At 58.9% G+C, this 19,213-nt stretch carries 15 protein-coding genes and 2 pseudogenes; 10 read left to right on the forward strand and 7 right to left on the reverse strand.

The window, feature by feature from the left end:
- Positions 1 to 683 precede the first annotated feature (683 nt).
- From FA04_RS33440 to FA04_RS36645, 4 genes are all read left to right on the forward strand, one after another.
- Positions 684 to 866, forward strand: coding sequence for a hypothetical protein (locus tag FA04_RS33440; protein WP_034800470.1), 183 nt, complete (start codon positions 684 to 686; stop codon positions 864 to 866).
- 269 nt (positions 867 to 1,135) lie between these two features.
- Positions 1,136 to 1,519, forward strand: coding sequence for a hypothetical protein (locus tag FA04_RS36640; protein ID WP_318267903.1), 384 nt, complete (start codon positions 1,136 to 1,138; stop codon positions 1,517 to 1,519).
- A 785-nt stretch (positions 1,520 to 2,304) separates the two neighbouring features.
- Positions 2,305 to 2,559, forward strand: a complete 255-nt coding sequence (locus FA04_RS33455) for a hypothetical protein (RefSeq protein WP_034800476.1) — start codon at positions 2,305 to 2,307, stop codon at positions 2,557 to 2,559.
- A 251-nt stretch (positions 2,560 to 2,810) separates the two neighbouring features.
- Positions 2,811 to 3,095, forward strand: a complete 285-nt coding sequence (locus tag FA04_RS36645) for a DUF6766 family protein (protein WP_335669436.1) — start codon at positions 2,811 to 2,813, stop codon at positions 3,093 to 3,095.
- A gap of 131 nt (positions 3,096 to 3,226) precedes the next feature.
- Here FA04_RS36645 and FA04_RS36250 read toward each other — a convergent pair.
- Positions 3,227 to 3,415, reverse strand: a pseudogene (locus FA04_RS36250) (hypothetical protein); the annotation flags it as partial.
- A 386-nt stretch (positions 3,416 to 3,801) separates the two neighbouring features.
- Between FA04_RS36250 and FA04_RS33460 the strand changes: the two are divergent.
- The 3 genes from FA04_RS33460 to FA04_RS33470 all read left to right on the forward strand — a co-directional run bounded on the left by FA04_RS33460 (position 3,802) and on the right by FA04_RS33470 (position 5,414).
- Positions 3,802 to 3,996, forward strand: coding sequence for a hypothetical protein (locus FA04_RS33460; protein WP_029742771.1), 195 nt, complete (start codon positions 3,802 to 3,804; stop codon positions 3,994 to 3,996).
- A 365-nt stretch (positions 3,997 to 4,361) separates the two neighbouring features.
- Positions 4,362 to 4,751, forward strand: a complete 390-nt coding sequence (locus tag FA04_RS33465) for a hypothetical protein (RefSeq protein ID WP_034800478.1) — start codon at positions 4,362 to 4,364, stop codon at positions 4,749 to 4,751.
- Between the two features lie 135 nt (positions 4,752 to 4,886).
- The gene (locus FA04_RS33470) at positions 4,887 to 5,414 is read left to right on the forward strand and encodes a DUF4142 domain-containing protein (protein ID WP_034800479.1); all 528 of its coding nucleotides are present in this window, start codon (positions 4,887 to 4,889) and stop codon (positions 5,412 to 5,414) included.
- Between the two features lie 927 nt (positions 5,415 to 6,341).
- Here FA04_RS33470 and FA04_RS33480 read toward each other — a convergent pair.
- From FA04_RS33480 to FA04_RS33495, 4 genes are all read right to left on the reverse strand, one after another.
- Positions 6,342 to 6,959 (reverse strand): flavodoxin family protein, encoded by a 618-nt coding sequence (locus tag FA04_RS33480; protein ID WP_034800481.1) that lies wholly within the window; start codon positions 6,957 to 6,959, stop codon positions 6,342 to 6,344.
- A 75-nt stretch (positions 6,960 to 7,034) separates the two neighbouring features.
- On the reverse strand, positions 7,035 to 7,631 hold the full coding sequence (locus FA04_RS33485; protein WP_034800483.1) for a cysteine hydrolase family protein: 597 nt from the start codon (positions 7,629 to 7,631) through the stop codon (positions 7,035 to 7,037).
- 725 nt (positions 7,632 to 8,356) lie between these two features.
- Positions 8,357 to 12,685 carry a PAS domain-containing protein gene (locus FA04_RS33490; protein ID WP_051659552.1) on the reverse strand — a complete coding sequence of 1,443 codons (4,329 nt, stop codon included), beginning with the start codon at positions 12,683 to 12,685 and terminating at the stop codon, positions 8,357 to 8,359.
- A 636-nt stretch (positions 12,686 to 13,321) separates the two neighbouring features.
- Positions 13,322 to 13,564, reverse strand: coding sequence for a hypothetical protein (locus tag FA04_RS33495; protein ID WP_034800485.1), 243 nt, complete (start codon positions 13,562 to 13,564; stop codon positions 13,322 to 13,324).
- A gap of 579 nt (positions 13,565 to 14,143) precedes the next feature.
- Here FA04_RS33495 and FA04_RS33500 point away from each other — a divergent pair.
- Together FA04_RS33500 and FA04_RS33505 are read left to right on the forward strand one after the other, a co-directional pair.
- Positions 14,144 to 14,601: pseudogene (locus tag FA04_RS33500) on the forward strand (YciE/YciF ferroxidase family protein).
- A 239-nt stretch (positions 14,602 to 14,840) separates the two neighbouring features.
- The gene (locus FA04_RS33505; protein WP_034800487.1) at positions 14,841 to 15,140 is read left to right on the forward strand and encodes a hypothetical protein; all 300 of its coding nucleotides are present in this window, start codon (positions 14,841 to 14,843) and stop codon (positions 15,138 to 15,140) included.
- Between the two features lie 177 nt (positions 15,141 to 15,317).
- Here FA04_RS33505 and FA04_RS33510 read toward each other — a convergent pair whose 3' ends face one another.
- The gene (locus tag FA04_RS33510) at positions 15,318 to 16,424 is read right to left on the reverse strand and encodes an AI-2E family transporter (protein ID WP_034800489.1); all 1,107 of its coding nucleotides are present in this window, start codon (positions 16,422 to 16,424) and stop codon (positions 15,318 to 15,320) included.
- A gap of 920 nt (positions 16,425 to 17,344) precedes the next feature.
- On the opposite strand from FA04_RS33510, the gene FA04_RS33515 reads away from it, so the two are divergent.
- Positions 17,345 to 18,082 (forward strand): NYN domain-containing protein, encoded by a 738-nt coding sequence (locus tag FA04_RS33515; protein WP_034800491.1) that lies wholly within the window; start codon positions 17,345 to 17,347, stop codon positions 18,080 to 18,082.
- A gap of 234 nt (positions 18,083 to 18,316) precedes the next feature.
- Here FA04_RS33515 and FA04_RS33520 read toward each other — a convergent pair whose 3' ends face one another.
- Positions 18,317 to 18,697, reverse strand: a complete 381-nt coding sequence (locus FA04_RS33520) for a hypothetical protein (protein WP_234798839.1) — start codon at positions 18,695 to 18,697, stop codon at positions 18,317 to 18,319.
- Positions 18,698 to 19,213: the final 516 nt, after the last annotated feature.

The raw sequence follows: 19,213 nt of genomic DNA on the forward strand, positions 1-19,213 counted from the left end.
GATCAGGTGACACCTTCACAATCCGCCCGGAAGTGAAGTACTCTCTCTCGATAAGTGCCTCTGGCCTCGTCCCGACGGGGCCATTTCTTTTATGATCCCTAGTCGCCGCGGCCATTTCCACGACGGGGCCCGCGCAGCTGGTTGGAGGTTGCCGATGAGGATTATCGTCGTGGGTGGACGAAGGCGCCCGATTTAGCGGCGAATGCATTGAGCAGGATCGGCGCGCGCCGTGGGAGTGGACCCCGTTGCAAACACAGCCTGTTGGCTCTGTCGACGGAAGGGGCCTTTTCCTATTTAGTCGCTTCTGCGTGCGTTCATTGAAAAAGACAGCCCCATCGCTGGGGCCGTGAGGTAAAACATCTGACGCTTCTACAGGCAAACCGCGCTCGATAGGCCCCATCTGCGGAGTTGAGGTTGAAGGTGGGGCCTAGAGGCGCTTTCGATCACCAAGCGGCGGTCGAGCAACACGTTAGAGCTTAGGAAAGCGCCAACGGTTCCACCATGGGACTTCAGTCCCATAACCCCGGCGCAATGGTCCTAATCCCGTGGAGAACTGACCCTGATACGCTATTTCTCACCTCAGCCTATGGCGAACTATTCGGCATAGGCCGACAACGACACCAGGGCAGCCTGCCCGTCCCTTCGGTTCGCTCTGGTGTCGTTGCCGACCGGAGGAATGGACTATGTACGAACAATACCGCTACGGCGGGCCACCGAAAAAATTCTCGACAGGGTTTCTTATCGGCGTGATGCTCTTGGCGATGCTCGTCATCGGCGGATACCTCGTCGTGAACAGCGCGCTATCGCACGAACCTCAACAATCCGTCGCCATCGTCCTTCCGACACCTTTGGCATCCCCGCAGTAGTTTTCGACTGAAACAGGAAAACAGCCATGAGACTGATGCACTTAGGGCGAACCCGCCTTGAAATGCTCTGCCACGATATCGCCCTCAGCGACGCCAAGCCAGAGAGCGCTGCCTACTCGATCTCTTCGAGGCTTACGCGATCGTCTCCTCAACGCGAGCTTCTGCGGGAATACCCGGCCCGTAAAGAGCAGATTGCCGAACGCCAACAGATCTACGCCGACAAGGCAGAGTCGTCGCCTACTCACGCTAACCGATGAGCTACTATTTCCATGAGCATGGCCAAGCGCAAGCGTTGTCCCAGTATCCCCGACAAGGGCGGAGACAGTTTTGCGCCTGATAGCGAAGTGGGTCGCAGTAGGGCTTCACGGCCTCAATGGAGGAGCGGCTCGACTGAAAACAATCGACGTCAGATGGACCCCGGTGAAATCCCGGCCTTCGTCGACGACGTCATCGAGGCAGGCTGCGACATCTGCGCCGTGGGGCATGACAGCTACGTGATTAGCGAAATTGAGGAGCAGACTGCAACTAAGGAAAAGCTTGACCGAATAGTAGAGAAGTACGGCAATCGCGACGCCCTGAGGTGGGAGATCGTCGCCTACCTTTGGTCGATTGGCCGGTTCCTAGAGCTTGCGTCCGAAATCACCCGTCACTAGTTTCGCAAACTCCCGCGGGCAGACACAGTGCCGAGGCTACGGGTAGAATAAAGGCCTCTGCCGGGATCGGCAGAGGCCAAAGCACGCTGGTGCAAGCGGCTCGTCTGAACGGATGGAGCACGCTTCAAAAGCTACAGATGGAGGGCGGGGCGACAATTCACCCGAATGGAAGTGCATGCTCCCGCCGACATGAAAAGTTTCGCTTCCTGAGCTACGATTGGGAGAGGGCCATATGGGAACGGTTTAGGCACGCACGCCTCTGGGTCTTGATCGCCTTGGAGGTTGGCTGGTCGCCCTAGCCCTGGGGCCATAATTTCATATGTCCTCAACTGCCCGCCCTCGACCTCCCTCCAGAATCCCCTTCATCACGTGCCCGAATAGCCCGAATTGGGTATTTCCCCGGTGGAACCAGGCAAGCCCTGCCGACGTTTTCTGGACGCGAATACCACGAACGCTTCGCCGCCCTTCATGGGAGGTCCCAAATGTACTTTCACTCGGATGATCTCAACTGCGCTCTCGGTCCTAAAGACGTAGAAATGCTGCATCGAGTATTTGAGAGGACCTGCTTTTTAGCGGGATTTCCCAAACTTTCCAAGCGAGGCAATCAACTGGCAAGATTCCTGATTGACGAGTTCCGTGTCGGCCATACCGACGAGGCTTGCCTCCTGGAGTGCGCTCTCTGGTTCACAAAGCGGGATACGCGACAATCGGAGTTCTTGTCTCGTCGTGGGCTGGGTGAAATATCCCGTGTTCGTGGCCCCTCACATGAGTAATCTGGAGGCTACATGGGTTTAGTTCACCTCGGACGGGCGCGCTTGGCAATGGCTCTGCCCGCTCATCGCGAACGATTGCGTTCAGTCAAAGATCATGGTTTGTACGACCTCTTCGAAAAATATGCGTTGGCGGCAAATACACTCGATGCTCTTCAGCGAGAGACGCCCCGACGGGAGGAGCGAATCCATGATTTTCAGCAGCTTTGCCTGGATTTACAGGCTGAGGTCGTCGTCGTGCTTGACCGGCTTCACGAGGAGAGCTGGTAGTCAGACGCAAATTGCATTCCCAAACATGATACGCCTGCTCAGCGAAGCTCACACCGAATGCCATCGCCGCTTGAGGAACGATGTTACGGTCGGAATCAATTTCTCTCGCGCCACTTGAAAGGCGATAGCCCTCCTTAGCGCCAATCACGATGCTATAACAACACGAAGCAGTCAGGCGGAGAACGCGGAAGCCTCGAGCCACGGGGATCCTCTGTTTCAGTGACCGATCACCTCGCCAGCTCTCAGTTCTGATTCGCGTCCTTCAGAACTGGCAAAGTGCATTTCTATCGACCGCCGTTCTCGTTACTCTCTCGATCTTCCCTAGGGTCCGTGGTTCCTCTTTCTGCCCCCCCGCAATGGGGCATAAGGACACCTTGGAGATGGCTACCAGGGCGTATTCGACAGCGGCGAGCCCGCGCACTTCAACTGGCCCGCGACCGGAGGGCAGGCACCCTATAGCGTGGCCGGGACATCGACGCTGCTCGCTGAGAGGCGCGGGAGCGGGTTCTGATTTCCGAACTCAACCAACGCGTTAGGAACATTCTCGTGGTTGTTATTGCGGCAGTTCTTGAGCTTCGTTGCTTGATCCGCCGGGATGTTGGAGAATCTCGCGGGTGCGACGGTCGTTTCCACGACCGCCCCAACCGGCGCCCACTCGCCGAGCGAACTATTCTTTCGATCGGTCCGGTGCGGCCTGATCGAAACCCACGTCCCAGTCTTTCGGAGGTTCCCTACCTCCTGGCGGACTGCGGTGACCCGACATATCCTCAGACCCGGTGATCACTGTCGGCTTGGCACTCGATACTCCCGTGCTCTTGCGGTTGCCTTGGGGCTCCGCAAACTGGCCCTTCGCGTCGTCCCTGGTCTTGGTCGCGTCAGAAGGGCGATTTCTCGCGGGTTCCCGATTGTTTTCGCCGGCCGCATCCCGATCCTTTTCGGGATCATCCGGCCTCGTTTTCTCGGGCCCTCCCCATCGCGGTGACTGGTCAGCGGTGCCCGGCGCGCCATCGTTCGGTTTGTTACTCGACATGTCTGCCTCCTTTTTGAAAGGCCGAACCGGCGATGCGCGTTGAAGTTCCCATCGGGGTGCATCCGCACAGGCAACGGCGCGCTGCACGTATGCGGGTTCGAAACCCAAGGTCGGGGGTGCGATTTTTTGCTTGGCGGGGAACCATATCGATCCCCCACGCTTCGGTTGGTGCCCGCCGAGTCTACGGCGGGCACCAACCGAGGAGAACGACAATGGCAAATCAACGCAGCCAGGGCGGCAGCAGCGAACAGCATCGCAAGGCTGGCGAACAAAGCCATAAGAACGACGACAAGCAGCGACAATCCGGCGGTCGCGAAACCGGGGCTGGCAAGAGTGCCGGTTCGGGCGGGGCTAAGAGTGGCGCTGGCACCACGGGCGGCGGTCGCGGCACCGACCGCAAGAGCTGAGGTTCCATGGAAAGGCGGCCAAGGACGTGCACGACTCGATGACGTCGACCGAACCCAGAGGTTTCGGGAAGTCGGCAGGTTACAGTGCCTCGAACCCTTCCCGGGATCAGATGACCGAAACGCGGAAGTCCGTCTGGAGACTGAGGACGAAATGCGGACTGTCTGCCCGGTTCCAGGCGAGGTCCCGAGTGCCGATTTGTCCACTCGCTAACCGGACGGGCTGGCTCATCCTGGTTTAGCATGATGACCGTCCGCCATACTCGGCGGGCGGTCCTTTTTGCATGAAAGCGTTGACTATCTTCGGAACCACCGGTCGCCGCACCGTGTTTTGCGTTGGCGTGTACCAACGACAGGAGACATGAACCATGAACATCATCGCACAACAGGTGCTCACAGATCCCGGAGGCGTGATGACCGTCGAATGGGTTGCAGAAGGCGGAGATGTGATTTCCGTACGCCTACAAAGCACTGGCGGAGACCTTGGCGTCGATGCGGCCGTGACCAAGGCCAAAGCTATGATGGTGCAAGTAGCCGCGTTCGAAGAGGGGGATGACCGCGAAATCGTCGGTGGCGATGAAACGGGATCGCCGGCGGTGGAGTCTTTGAGAAGCGCGCGCAGCGCAAAGGATACCGGCACTCTGGAAGAACAGCTCGACGAAGGTCTCGAGAGTTCGTTTCCCGCAAGCGACCCGGTTGCCGCGACCACCAGCTCTATTCCGACCGGACGCTCCGATCCCTCGAAGAACGAAAGCTAGACACGCGGCCCGCGCGCACGTCTTGTTTGCTCGATCGCCAGCGCGTTGCCAGCGGGCGCTCGGCTGCACCCCGGTTCCCGCATGCGGCGTAACTCTTTCCACTTGGCAGTTGGACCTGCCGACAGGAGACCTATCATGAAACAGCTCGTTCTTGCTTCACTCGTGCTCACTCTGGCCGGTTCGGCCCTCGCCCAGTCCGCAATGGAAAAATCCGGCATAAACTCGCTGATCGGCGCTGCACCTAAAACACAGGATTTCGTCCAGGAAGCGGCGACAAGCGATCTGTTCGAAGTTCAGTCCAGCAGGCTTGCTTTGGAAAAGGGCGATGCCGCAACGAAGGTCTTCGCTCAGAAAATGGTCCAAGACCACGAAAAGACGACTGCTGACCTCAGTGGCCTCGTCTCCAGTGGCAAGGTAAAGGCGACCCTGCCGAAGACCATGACGACCGCTCAAAAGGAGATGCTCGCCAAGCTGAACGATCTCAAGGGCGAAGACTTTGGGAAACAGTACCGTTCCGATCAGCAGGAAGCGCATGAAGATGCGGTGGACCTGTTCAAGCGCTACAGCGAAGGCGGAGAAAACGCGGAGTTGAAGGCTTGGGCTGCAAAAATGCTTCCGGCCCTGGAGCACCATCTGGAAATGGCGGAGAACCTTATCAAATAGCGCAATGGCGTTCGAGGGCACGGCCGGGACTATCCGAGATGAAACTCGATGTGACGAGGATCGCAGTGCGAGCCTCCGGGTAGCCGGGCACAAGATTGCGCTTTGAACCATCCAAGTTTGGTGCGCGCCCCTGCAGCCGTGGAACCAAATCCCGTCCGCCCGGTTGCCCCCGGGCTCAGACGGATTTCTCGTGTTATGGCGACCTTAAGCATCAACCGCACCGCGCCAACTACCGATCGCCGATCGGGCGGTTTCGCTTTCGGCGACCATGTCCCTGGCTCGTCGCTCCGCGCGGTCTTAAAGGAGGCCAGGGACTGCCGCTGCTGCGGCCCCAAGCACGCAACCCAAATCGTGTTTGGTGAAGCGCCGCCCGACGCGGACCTCGTGCTCGTCGGGGAACAGCCGGGGATAAGACCTCGCCGGCCACCCTTTCGTCGCTCCGGCCGGTCGGGTCCTCAGCGTCTTGGCCGGTATCCCGCCAAGACTGCTACCTGACCAACGCCGTCAAGGATTTCAAGCATGAACAACGGGGCAAACGAAGGCTACATGCACGACCGAATGCAGGCGAACTCCAACGTTGCTGCTGGTGGTTCGGCGCCGAGCTGCCCTCGTCCGCTCGGATGCGGTCGTCGCACTTGGCGCGACCGCCGCGCAGGCATTGCTCGGGGGGTCGGTCAAGATCATGCGCGATCGCGGGCGCCCGATAGACGTCGCTGCCGCCTTCATGATCCTCGTGACCGTTTACCCCAGCCTATCTGTTGCGGATCCGCGCGGTCGCGGGCTCTTACTCCGAGCAGGGTTGGACCCGCTTTGACGCGGCGCGCAATCCCTGTAGCAGGGGAAATTGAGAAGGAGCGCTTGAGTCTCTGCAACCCCGATCCTTCAACCGGTACCGAGGGGGCTTGCTTTGGCGGTTGTAGGAGGGCCTTAGTTCTCGTCACCCGGATATGCAGAGTTCTTCAGCAGGGTGGCAACATGGGATGCATTGCGGGCAAGCATTGCAATCATCGTTTTTACCGGCTCAGGGGTCTTTCTCAGATCGACGAAGTTGGTAGAGCCCATCGCTTCGCCAACCCAGTAAGCGACCGCATTTGCCGGAATGGTGAAGCCGACGTCGTTGAGTGCCTGAAAAACTTCGGCGGAAACGTGATGGGCGCCGTCTTCGTTGCCGACGACAGCAACGACGGCAATCTTGCCGTAAGAAACCATGCGCCCTTTTTCGTCGGTTTCATCAAGGAATGCGTCCATCCTCTCCAGGGCACGCTTGCACACACTCGATGGCTGCCCGAGCCAGATGGGCGTGCCGATGAGCAGGATGTTAGCATCGAGGATCTTCTTGCGTATATCGGGCCAATCATCCCCCTCGCCTTCATCGGAAGTCACGCCTGGTTTTACGTTGCGATCGGCCAAGCGGATCGTCTCAGTGTCGACGCGATGCTTCTCGAATTCCGCCGCAATAAGACTTAGGAGTTTATCGGTGGACGACGCCTCGGTGGCTGCGGAGGATTTTAAGGTGCAGTTTAAGGCAAGCGCTTTCAGAGGCATCGACGGATCCTTCTCACTCGGGACGGGTAACCGGGTTGTTCAAACGACCAGATGTCGTTGACGCTCCGGACTGCGTTACGCTTCACGGCGAGGCGTCGCCGCTAAGAAATCTTCGGTCTTCACGAGTTCGAGCTGGACTGAATACCGATCGCTGAGCAGATCCATGGCGGCATCGTGCGTTTCGTCGGCGCCGCTATAGACCGCATCGCAAAGCACGGTGACGCCAAACCCGAGATCGATCGCGCCGAGGATGGTCGCCAGGACGCAGATATCCGTCTCGCCGCCAGTAACGACGAGGGTTTCCACGCCTTCTTGTCGAAGGTGCGAAAACAACCGGCCATCAACCCAGGGCGAATAGGTCGTTTTGTCGAAGACGCGGGCTGGCGGCACAAGGTTTTGAAACGAGGGCGGCAGCTCGAGCATTTCTTTAGGCAGGTGCTCGCCGGTCATCATCCACCATTTTTGATAGTAGTCCCTCCAACTTCCCGCCGCGTCGCGTGGATTTAGGGGTGGTATAAATCGGGTGAAGATTGTGTTGCTCGCATGGCGTTCCGATATTTCGACAAGTTGCGGTAGTACGTTTTTCATCCACGGCACGTGCCAGGGCGTCTGCTCCAAAAACATCCGCTGGGCATCGACGCAGATATGCCGCCACTTGCCGACTGCTTTCATGCCCGGTGCCTCCTTCAAGATCAACCGAACCCGCGAACGGCGTGACTGGTTCCCGGATGCCCGGAGTTTTCTGCCACAGGCCAATCACCAAAGGCACACAGAACCTTCTTGCAAGCTGCGCGTTCTCTCCTGACGGAAGAACGGAGCTGCTCGGCCTGTTCGCGGGCAGGCACCGCTTCATCGCGCTCCCCGACTTGGAGAACTGGCCGGACGGCGCATGCTCGGGCCGCTCAATGTTTGCAGACAGCGTCACTCGTCACGAGCTAGTTGCGCGACTGGCTTGTCGCACATGGGTACATGGGCGACGTCGCGCAGCCCTCCGATTCGGTTGGATTCGGAAGGCGTAAATCGCGAAGAGGTGCAGTACCCCGGTTTTATGAAACAACATTCCTCACCTGCATGCGGCCTATTGCCGGCTAAGGTCGGGAAGATATGGACATTTCGGCGAAGCGGTCGTTGCTCCTGCACGTGCATGAGCGGATTTCAGCCAAGTCGCCATGTCACGCTAAAAAGCCCGTTATTCCGGACGCGGCAGCGAAGCCGAATATCTTGCGGGCAAGATGGCGGCGGCCGGAAACGACGTATCTCTACCTAAGTTTATGTGGAGAAGGGCAAAATCGAGTTCCTTTGAGCTGCTAGATGCGTCGCGGCATTAAGCTGCGGCAAGCCACGACCTCATGTCCCATTTCAGTGAGAAGGTCCTCAAGGTTTAGAGAATGAGAACTTCATCCTCGACGATCAGAATCCGCCGCCCCTCCGCTCTGGCCACTTCGCCCTCCCAGGAAGTCTTCACCGGCGGGAATTGGTGCGACCATCGTGCACTCAAGGCCGGTGATCTCGTAGCCAACACGAACCTCTCCTCGCAGTTCCGAAGCCAGTGCCCGTTCAATCAGGAGTGAGCCAAAACCCTTGCGTGTCGGCCGAGCGACCGGAGGTCCGCCGCTCTCCCGCCAGCTTAGGAAGAGCTGCCGTCCGGCGCCCTCGCCTTGGATTTTCCATGCGATCAGGACGCGGCCTTTTTCCGACGTAAGTGCACCATATTTTGCGGCATTCGTACTAAGTTCATGGAGCGCCATGGCAACCGACAATGCCGCACTCGGCGAAAGCCGAATGCTCGGGCCTTCAATCTGGAAGCGGTTTTCTCCCCCGGCATGAGGCCTCACCGTATCGGCCACGATTTCACGCAGATCTGCGCTCTGCCAGCTCTCTCGCGTCAGAAGGTCGTGCGCCTTGGACAGATTGATCAGCCGCGACCCGAAAGCCTCCCGCGCTTCCTCCAGCGTCGATGCGTGCCCCAGTGTCTGCGCCGCGATAGATTGAATGACAGCCATCGTGTTCTTGACGCGATGGTTGAGCTCCCCCATCAGGGTTATGCGATGCTGATCGGCGCGCCGCCGTTCAGTCATGTCTCGTGCGATGGTCGAAGCGCCGATGACAACGCCCACGGCATTCCTGAGCGGTGAGATCGTCAATGAAACCCAGATCTCGCTTCCGTCCTTGCGCTGGCGCAACGTCTCGTAGTGCTGAATGTGCTCGCCCCTTCGGACACGCTCCAGGATATCCCGCTCCTCATCGTGGCGGTCCGGCGGAACCAGGGTCATTATCGATTGGCCGACAATCTCATCGGCCTCGTAGCCGAACAGCCGCTCTGCGCCGATGTTCCAGCTTTTGACGACGCCCTCCAGCGACTTGCTGATGATCGCGTCGTCTGACGAGGCGACGATGGCGGCCAGGCGTTGCGCCACCGCCTCGGCCTGCTTGCGTTCGGAGATGTCCACCAGCATGTTCACCGCCCCGGTGACCTCGCCGGAGGCATCGCGCAAAGGGGTCGGACAGGCCAGGAAGGGTACGCGCACGCCGTCGGGTCGCTCAGCCGCGGCTTCGGCAGCGTGTATCGATCTTTTCTCCCTCAGGGCAATTGCCATTGGGCATTCCTCATGCGGCAGGGCCGTGCCATCCGGTCGATACAAACGCCAGGAGCCGCACCACGCCGTGCCCAGATCCGGACTGCGTCCCCACAGTTCGGCGGCGGCGGGATTGTAGGAGGTGATCCGGCCCTCGGCATCGGTCGTGTAAACTGCGCCCGGCAGCGACTCGACGAGATCCTTCAGGCGCTGTTCACTGGCGCGAATGGCATCGTCAGCCTCTTTTCGTGTGGTAACGTCCTCGATGGCGAGCAGAAGGAGGTCGCCGAGACCGTCGCCCTCGGAGAGTTTGCAGGCGTTGAGCACCATGTTGCGCCAGCCGAGACCAAGAAATTCGTGCTCGACCTCGTAGTCGGTCACCACCTGATCCTTCAGTAGCACCTCTTCGAGCAATGTCCGCAACGCCGGAATATCCCACTGCCCATTGCCCAACGCATAGAGCAGCCTGCCTTCGGCGTCTTTCGGCGAAACCCTGAACAGCTCGTAGAAGGCGGGATTGGCCGAGACCACGCGTTGTTCGGCGTCGACAACAAGCAAGGGCTGGCGAACCGTTCGAACGATCGCTTCGGCATAACGCCTCGCCTCGTCGATCGCCTGGGCTGCCTTGCGCCGCTCGGTGATATCGATGAAGGTGATCACGACCCCGGCGATGCGGTTGTCTCGCGTGCGGTAAGGCAGGATACGACGGAGGTACCAGCGCCCGGTGTCAGCGCGAATTTCGGCCTCGCTGGTCGTGAGTTTGCTGAGCACTGTCTGCGTATCATCGAGCAGGTTCTCGTCGGAGAACTTGCGCGCAAAGTGGGCGATCGGCCGACCGATGTCGGAGGACACGAGATCGAACAGCTCCTTCATCGCCGGCGCAAACCAGGTGATTGCCAGGTTCTCGTCGAGAAACAGCGTTGCCGTCTCCGAGCCAGCCAAAAGGTTGTTTAGGTCATTGGTGGTTCGCTCCAGTTCCATGATTTTGTGCTGAAGCTGGCTGTTGACGGTGTTCAGCTCCTCATTGAAGGACTGAAGCTCCTCCTTGGAGGTTTCAAGCTCCTCGTTGCTCGACTGAAGCTCCTCGTTCATCGAGATCGCTTCCTCGTTTGATGCCTTCAATTCCTCGTTGGCGGTCTCGAGGTGCTCGATGGTGCTGCGCAACTCAGAACGCATCGACACGAGTTCTTCCTGAAGGGCGCGCTCGCCGGACGTCGTTTCGACGACATCGCGAAGAGTCGCGTCGTCGGATGCGGCAACAGACTCATTCGGCGCGAAGCTCACCACAGTCAGCTTCCCCCCTTGTAGCGAGACGGGCAGCGGCATCACGGTTATGGCTATCCTTCGGGAGGCCCCGGTCTGAACCACGTGCGCATGTGCCGTGACGGTCTTGCCGCTCTTTGTGGCTTCGCGTAGCGCCCCGCGTAGCTTGAGGCCCAATCCCTCCCGCGTCATGGAAAGCAAATCTCTGGTCGGCTCCCCAGAGGGCTGTTCCAGGTAGTCGCGTGTCGTCCCGTGGAAATAGACGACGCGACCTTTGTGATCGATCAGGACCGATGCGGGGGCGTAGCGCTCCAGCAGGGCCTGGCGCGCGGTTTCAGCTAGGGTCGCCGTGTCAGATGTTATCGAGCGCGGCTCGCCCGCGGCTCCCGCGCTGGCGGGTCCGCGCAGGGGGCGATAGTCGATGAGATCGTGGCGGGTTGGTCCGGCGCGGCGATAAATGCGCCATTTCTTCGAGACGGTGTCGAAGAGATCGTCATGCCGCCCGATCGTCTCGGCATTGCCGAGGAACAGATGCCCATCGGGACGCAGGGCGAAGTGGCATTGGGCGATGACGCGGCTCTGCGCCTCCGGTTCCAGATAAATCAGGAAATTGCGACAGGAAATGAGGTCCAGCCGCGAGAACGGCGGGTCGCGCAGGAGGTTCTGCGCCGCGAAAACAACCGTATCGCGAAGCTCCTTGGTGACCTGGAACGAACCGTCGAGCTTTTCGAAGAAGTGGTGGAGGCGTTCGGGCGAAAACCCTGCCAGCGCGGCTGCCGGATAGATGCCGTCACGCGCCTTGCGCAGATTGTCCTCCAGCGCGTCGGTGGCAAAGGCTTTCAGATCGAACCGCTTTCCGGCGGCCTCCGCCTGCTCGGTTATTAGCATGGCGTTGGTATAGGCCTCTTCTCCCGTGGCACAGGCAGGAACCCAGATGCGGACCTCACTGCCGCTGTCGCGTTCTGCAACGAGTGGCGCGATTGCGAGGCTGGCGAGCGCCCTCCATGCTTCCGGATCTCGGAAGAACCCGGTCACGCTGATCATCAGGTCGGCCGCCAAGGCGGCCGCCTCGCCGGCGTCGGTCCGGAGATCTTTGACATAGTCCAAGGGTGTGTTGATGTTTCTCAGCCCCATGCGACGATGAATGCGCCGCCTCAGGGTGTTGCGATTGTAGCTGCCGAAATCGTGCCCGTTTCGAGCGCGCACGACGTCCAGGATCTGTTCTATCGCCGCTTCGCCCGCCGCGTGACCGGGCTCGACCCCGGCGGGATCGGAAACATAGCCATGCTTGAGATACGCAACCAGGATTGCTGGCATCGCCTCGGCAGCCAGCACATGGTCGGCAAGCCCAGCAGCGATCGCACTTCGCGGCATAGCATCGAATCTGGCAGTCTCGGGCGATTGCACCAGGCTCATCCCGCCTTCCGCCCGGATCTGCTTCAGGCCTTCCGTGCCGTCGCTTCCGGTCCCCGAAAGCACGATTGCAACTGAGCGCTCATGGCGTTCCGCCGCGATCGACGCAAACAGCACGTCGATCGGATGCCGCTTCCCGCGAGGCTCCGCTGGCCTTGATACTCTCAGCCGCTGGGATTCCAGCTCGAGATCCGTATCGGGGGCAATGACGTAGACGCTGTCGGGAGCGAGCGAAAGTGCGCCTTCGACCTGCACGACTGGCATTCCAGTGTGAGAGCCAAGAATGCGAGCCATCTCGCTTTTGCGCTTCGGATCGAGATGCAGCACTACGACGAAGGCACAGCCGCTGTTAACCGGCATGGCGTCAAAAAAGCTGCTCAGTGCCTCGATGCCGCCAGCTGACGCGCCGATGCCGACGACCGGAATGTCGGCGGCAGCAACAGAAGAGGTCGTCTTTCTTGCAAGCCTCCGCACCGCCGTAGGTCCTTTAAGACCGCTCTTTACAAATGATTGTCTTGGCACGGGACACCCTTTCAATGATGCGCCATTGCGCGTGAAGAGCTGAGAACGTGCGCCAAGTGGCGACGCTTCATGAATATATCCCTCTGGGCAACCGCCGAGGCCATCAACTGATGGACGGCAAAAACGTCTTGGCCGCAAGATTTACGTGATCAATGACCTTCCTTGCGGCGTTCCTAATATGTTGCGCGCAACATGCGGGCGCGTAAAGTCGGCTGCACGCGCTCGATCGGCTCGTGTCGCAAAGTCGAAATCGCCGAAACGGATAACGTTTCCGACAGAAGGGCGGCAGCTCGTTGTTGTCGTCCTGCGTCGTTGAAGACGACATATCAACTCACCCTCCGCTGTTTAATCCAGATGGCGCGTTCTCCCGCCTGACGTAGGCTGGTAGCACAGCGGCCAAGAGAGAGCTTTCGTTCGAAATGGATACTCGGAACTCGGACACCAGAAGCCGTGCGAGATGTTCAGCACGAGAACCGTTGCGTATCTGATACCTTGCGCAAACCGCCTCCGCCTCAGCAGGTCGATTTCCGCGACGGTCATCAAGTCGTTCCCATTCTCGCTGAATTCGGGCACCCGTCTCGCCTCCTCCTAGATCTGGAGAGGCCGATTGAGGATGTGAAGCACATCGGAGGCCAACTGTTGATCGAGACCGGTCATCGTCCAGGAGTCGATATGGGCCGGCACTCCCGTAAACACGTGGTAAATCGTCCAGGACCCGTCACCTTCCACACGCCTGCCGTATTGATAGAGTTTGCCCAAGTTATCGGGTGCCCCACCGTCTCGCTGCCAGCGCGCGATGACAATCTCATTTTTTCGATGGGTAGATTCCATTTGCGTCTATCTCCTGTCTTGGCGCATCTGATATTCCGGCGCCACCAAGCGCGATCGGACGCGCCAACTCGTCGGGTTCAATTGGAATCATTCGCTTGCCGGAGCGGTTCTCGACTGTCACGGGCCATTTGATGGCGGTGGCAACATCACGGCAGGCTAGGCAGTTATGCCATTCGATCGGCACCTATATCGTAGTCGCCCGCAACTATTGTCTCATCAACGCCCGCCATCTGAACGGCCGGTCGAAATGGATTGTCCGGTTGATCGTTCAGTCGAACATGACATCTCCTCTCCATACCGGCATTTGCCCGGCACGCGATCTCGTTTGTCATGATGGTTGTGAGCCGATACCGCTGCATGGCGCAGCGCTACGACGCGACGATCTAAGGGGGAAATGGCGAGAGTTTCTGACGCGCGACAGGCCAAGCAGGCTTAAATCAACTTAACGAGCATGCGCGTCAATTGAGGTCAATTCAAGGTCAGCGTAGCCAACCGGGATGTGTGGAACATCCGCGAAGGTTCGTGTGCTTGAATCCCTCAAGAAAGGGGAGAACGTCATGAAGGCTGGCGAACTATTGAATTGGCCCGCGCGCTAAACCGGCGCACCGTCGGGTACCATGTGCGCTCCAACACGTGATGCGCGATGCCGCCGAGAGCAAGCACCTTAAAGACGCGTCTATCAAGCATCTCGCAGAGACAAAGGTCCATGTCGAGCGGCTGGAGGAAGTGTTCAGGATCACCGGCAAACAGCCTGAAAAGCCGTGTGACGCGATCATGGGAAGGCGGCTCGATCCTGGAAGTGTATCAAGGCTCGCCCGCGCTCGACGCCGGACTGCTTGCAGCCGCGCAGGCTGTCGAACACTACGAACGGCTCGCCGAGGACCTGGGCGCTGCAGCTGGGCATGAAAGACGCCAAGCTGCTTATGACGACGCTTGACGAAGAGCAGGCGACGGAGATCGCCCTGACCGCGACCGCCACCAAGGTCGTCAATCAGACCGCCGAAAAGCGGCCTGACGCAAACACCAGCCCGGCTTGATCCTTTTATCGAGCCGGGCAAAGGCTCCGGGCTCAAGCTTGGCGTCGGGACCGGGACTCTGGCAAAGCTTCCCGGCTACAGCCGGGGGTCCAGTCTGTCGTCTCCAACTCATGATATCAGACTGCGATCACGAAAGTGCTTCCCATATCTTTGCAGCGGGATCACAGTGATGGCAGGCAAACTCTTAAGCAGGCCTCAAGTTCGGTCTGCGGATATACCTCCAACCAAAGGAGGACAAGATGTCTTCCAACGTAGCCTCCCATGTCCCCGTTCCCCTCGATATGCTCAAACGGGTGCTCGACACCGTCGGGATATTCGATGTCGGGAGTACGTGGCACCGCGCGAAAAGACGAGCCGCAGCTCGATTGCTGATCTCGGCTTTTCAACGCGGCACTTGCTCCGAAGCAGCGCTCGTCACCATTCTGATGAGCCAGATCGAAATGCTCTCGCCACCTTTCCCGTGTGAAGATGTCGACCGCTGGGAAAACGAAGGTGGCGGCGTACAGCCTGATCTCGCAGCGCCGGAGACAGTCCATTGATCGGATGGGGCACCAATTGCCGTTTTCTTCTGCATTGCTCACTTTGGTGCCGGTAGCCGCTATCTCCTCGACAGGCAAAGCATGAGGTCACTGCCAGGCCATTGCTATCGCCGGGCCGCCGGTGAGAAGAGCCCAGCCAGACAGGAACTTCAGCAAGGCCAGATTTACAACGTTTGCTCAGTTCTCTGAGTTGGTTGCCAAATCCACGGGCAAGCCGGAGGCTGCTTGGGCCCGTCCCTCGATCTCGGCTGCCACCCACTCGAGAAACAGATTGTACGCGACCGCCAATAATGTGGGTCCAAGAAAGAGGCCAATCAACCCAAAGGCGAGCACCCCTCCAACGAGTCCAAACAAGCTGAGCAACACCGGCAGATTGGTGTTTTGGTTGAGCAGGTACGGCCGCAGGAAATTGTCGATGCTGCTGACAAGAAGAAAACCCCACAAGCCGACGAAAATCGCCCAGCCCATGGAACCTTGGAGCAGAAGCCAAAGCCCCACCGGCACCCACAGAAACGGTGGACCACCCGGCACGAATGACAGCGCAAAAGTTAGGCAACCCAACAATACGGGCTGGGGCACACCGGCGATCCAGAAGCCCGTACCGGCAAGCAAGCCCTGCGCAAGCGCGGTTCCGATCATCCCATAGACGACCCCCTTTACGGTCGCACCGATGACCGTCAGCAGCCTCTTGGACCGCGGGCCAGCAACGCGCTCGCTGATCTGGCGCATGAAGCCGATCATGCGACGACCATGCAGAAAAAGAAAGAAGGTGATGAATATGCTGAGGGCAAGTTCAATCAGGACGCCGCCGAGGGCCGCTCCGCCTGAAAGCGCGATATCCGTGATTGGGCCTGTTAATTTCTTGAGCTCAGCTATGAACGCTGGAGCATCGTGAGCGAGGTTCTCCCAGTAGGCCGCGACGCCTTCGCCGATGATGGGTAGACCGTTGACCCAGTTGGGTGGCGCCGAAGGCCCTTCCTCCAGGACCTGCGTAATCGCTTCTGCCAGGTTCTCTATGTCGTCCACGAGCGCGGTCACAAGGAACGCAAGCGGTGCTGCCAAAGCAAAGACCACCACCATCGTCATTATCGCCGCGGCAGCGGCACGGTATCCTCCGACGGCACGTTCGCATTGGCGGTAGAGAGGCCACGTCGAAAAACAGATAACCGCAGCCCATAGCAAGGCCGACAGGAAGGGCCAAAGGACCAGCGCGCAGCCGACAAATAGAAGTGTAAGCGCACCGAGAGCGAGTACAGAGCCTATCCAGCTGCGAAGATCTAACATTACCGATCCGCCTCCTCTGGACCGATCGCCGTTTTGCCAGAAAGCGGGGCGACGTCTCGCATGGCAAGTCGCATTGGACGGACACTGCGGAAACGCTGAAACCTGGCAGCGGTCAGAGGTTCAGAACGAGTAGCTCCGACGAGCGTTGCTGAAACACTCTCGGAGCTAGGGATGCGCGTGACCGCAATAAGAGGAACTGACCCATAAGGCTGCGATCCGGTCACGATGGGCCTCAAAGGGATCGCTTCGAGAAATCCGATCAGTCCAGGATAGGGGAGTGCCCGCCCGTGACGAACGGCTCAATACCAGCGACCGCGACCGTACCAGCCGCCGCCCAGCAAGAGAACAACGAGAACGATGATGAGTAGTGTGGTGATATCCATCGGGGCCTCTTGGGAGTACCTGGTTATCGTCGATCAGGATGATTGACGATGCTATTTCCTGCCGTACTCCAACGTAGGATGTAACGCGCCAAATGCGCGTTCGTTCCGGCGCCAGCGGTGGGCGACGGTACACCCGCTCGCCATTGTTCAGAGCTGTTTATTTGGCGCGACGCCAGACGCCGTTGACCATCGCCCATGACGTTTCCCGACTTCTCTTAGCGGCTTGCCGCCATGGGCCCTCTGTCAAGCCGCACAATCATCTTCAGATGACCTTTCGCATCTCCAAAGGACCAGCAATCTCCAATTGCCGGACTACGCCTCCATAAATGTAAGCGTGATCACCCTTGGGGCGGGGTATATCAGTTTCGCCAGGCGGCTATCTCAGGGATCTGATCGGCAAAGCGCGGCGGGGGAATTCTCCCTCGGCCCGATGCTGATGGCGTTGATGCGGGTGAAAAAGAGTGCTGGCTGGAAAGCCGGATAGTGCTATGGCGAACCGGCTGCTAAGCTTTGATGATTGGACGAGAGGAGCAAAGCATGCCGTTCGAGCCTCGATCACCACGCCTGGCGGTCCTTATCGACGCTGACAATACCTCGGCAAAGATCGCCGACGGGTTGTTCGAAGAGGTGGCAAAGATCGGGGAAGCGAGTGTCCGCCGCATTTACGGCGATTTCTCGGGCACGCGTTCCAAGGCCTGGGCGGATGTGCTCGCGAAACACGCGATCATTCCCCAGCAGCAGTTCGCCTACACCACCGGCAAGAACGCTTCAGATATCACGCTCGTGATCGACGCCATGGACCTGCTGCATAGTGGTCGTTTTGATGGCTTCTGCCTCGTTTCGTCCGATAGCGATTTCACGCGTTTGGCCGCCCGTATTCGCGAGCAGGGCATCGACGTTTTTGGCTTTGGCGAACAAAAGACTCCGGAGAGCTTCCGGCAGGCCTGCCGCCGATTCATCTACACTGAGAACCTGCTCGCAGACGCAGGGAAAGACGAACAGGATACCGCATCAGCCGCAAAGTCCTTGCAACCGGTGAGCGCCGCCGTGCCGTTGATAAAAAAAGTTCTTGCCCAAGAAGAAACCGAGGAAGGTTGGGTAAACCTCGGTACTGTTGGCAAGCAACTGCTCAACTTGGCACCAGACTTTGATCCGCGTACCTTCGGGTTTCGAAAGCTCAGCGACCTCATCCGAAAGACAAACAAGTTCGAGGTCCAGCATGCGGAGGGCCGGCCCGTCAGCATTCGCCTGAAGCAAGGTACCAAGGCACAGTAAAGATTGCAGGCATACGCCCTCCAACATACTCGCATCGGACGACATAGTCAGCCGTTGACGTCGCCGGGTTCAGAGCTCCGGTAACGCCTGGGAGTGCAACCGGCGGTATCGGCTCCGCAGCGGGCTCTGAGCATGGAATAGCGATCTCCGAACGTAGTAGGGCTTCGGCCGATGGAATGCTGGGCAGACGCCGGGCCGCAGCGCCTCCTATCAACACACGCTGCGAATGTTTCTTCACGGGCGGAGGCGACTGCCGGCCAGCTTGGGGCTATTGAGAATACGCAGCGCTCGCGCTGCATTTTTAGGGCTGAGCCCTTCCATCTTCCAGGTGCCTATTTCTGCGGTCTTTCCCGTGAAGAGGTGATAAATCGAATAGGTTCCGTCTCCGTCGAAACGGCGACCATACTGACCGAGCTGTTCAGACCTGTTCGGCGCCCCCCCTTCGGATTCCCATTCGCTGATGACGAACGCGTGTTCTTCGTTGCTTTTCATCTGCAGCCATCCTTGCGGCAGCCGATGTGCCACGACGGGCGACACTGCTCTGCTATCGGGCGTCATGCCCTGTTCATCGGTTGCGGATTGTCTTTCGTTGCTCTCTTTGGCCGCGTTCATCATGCGGATGTGATACCGAGGCGAGATGTACCTGAAGCGGATTTGGCGATGTGGATCGTTTCCGCCGCACGGGGTGAAATATTTGCGCGATCTCCATGGCGCACTGACAGACCGGTCGGGATCGATGGTGACACTTTAACGTTGCTAATACGGTTAGGGTGACGGCAAGATTGCGGCTATTCGCCAGGTGCCACTATCTCGCCGAGGTCTAGCATCCAAAATGGTCGGTCGAAATGGACTGTTCGATGTTTCGTCCGGGCAACACGCTGCCCTCCTTTTCTGCGGCATACGTGGGCGAGATTCAGCCGGGATCGGCCGTTTGTCACTGCGCAAACAGCTCCCATCGCTTCAGCGTACTCGCACGAAGCTCATAACCACGGCGCCGCAGGTGAATATGCGAAATCGAGACCGATAAGTTTGGTGAAGCAAAAAGCCAATCTGGCGCCAAAAACAATCAAAACCCTGTATGCCTTGAATACGGCTTTACTCTGTTTGTTGATTGCGAAGCTGTTATCGAAA

It is taken from the genome of Ensifer adhaerens (assembly GCF_000697965.2).
Classification (GTDB): Bacteria; Pseudomonadota; Alphaproteobacteria; order Rhizobiales; family Rhizobiaceae; genus Ensifer; species Ensifer adhaerens.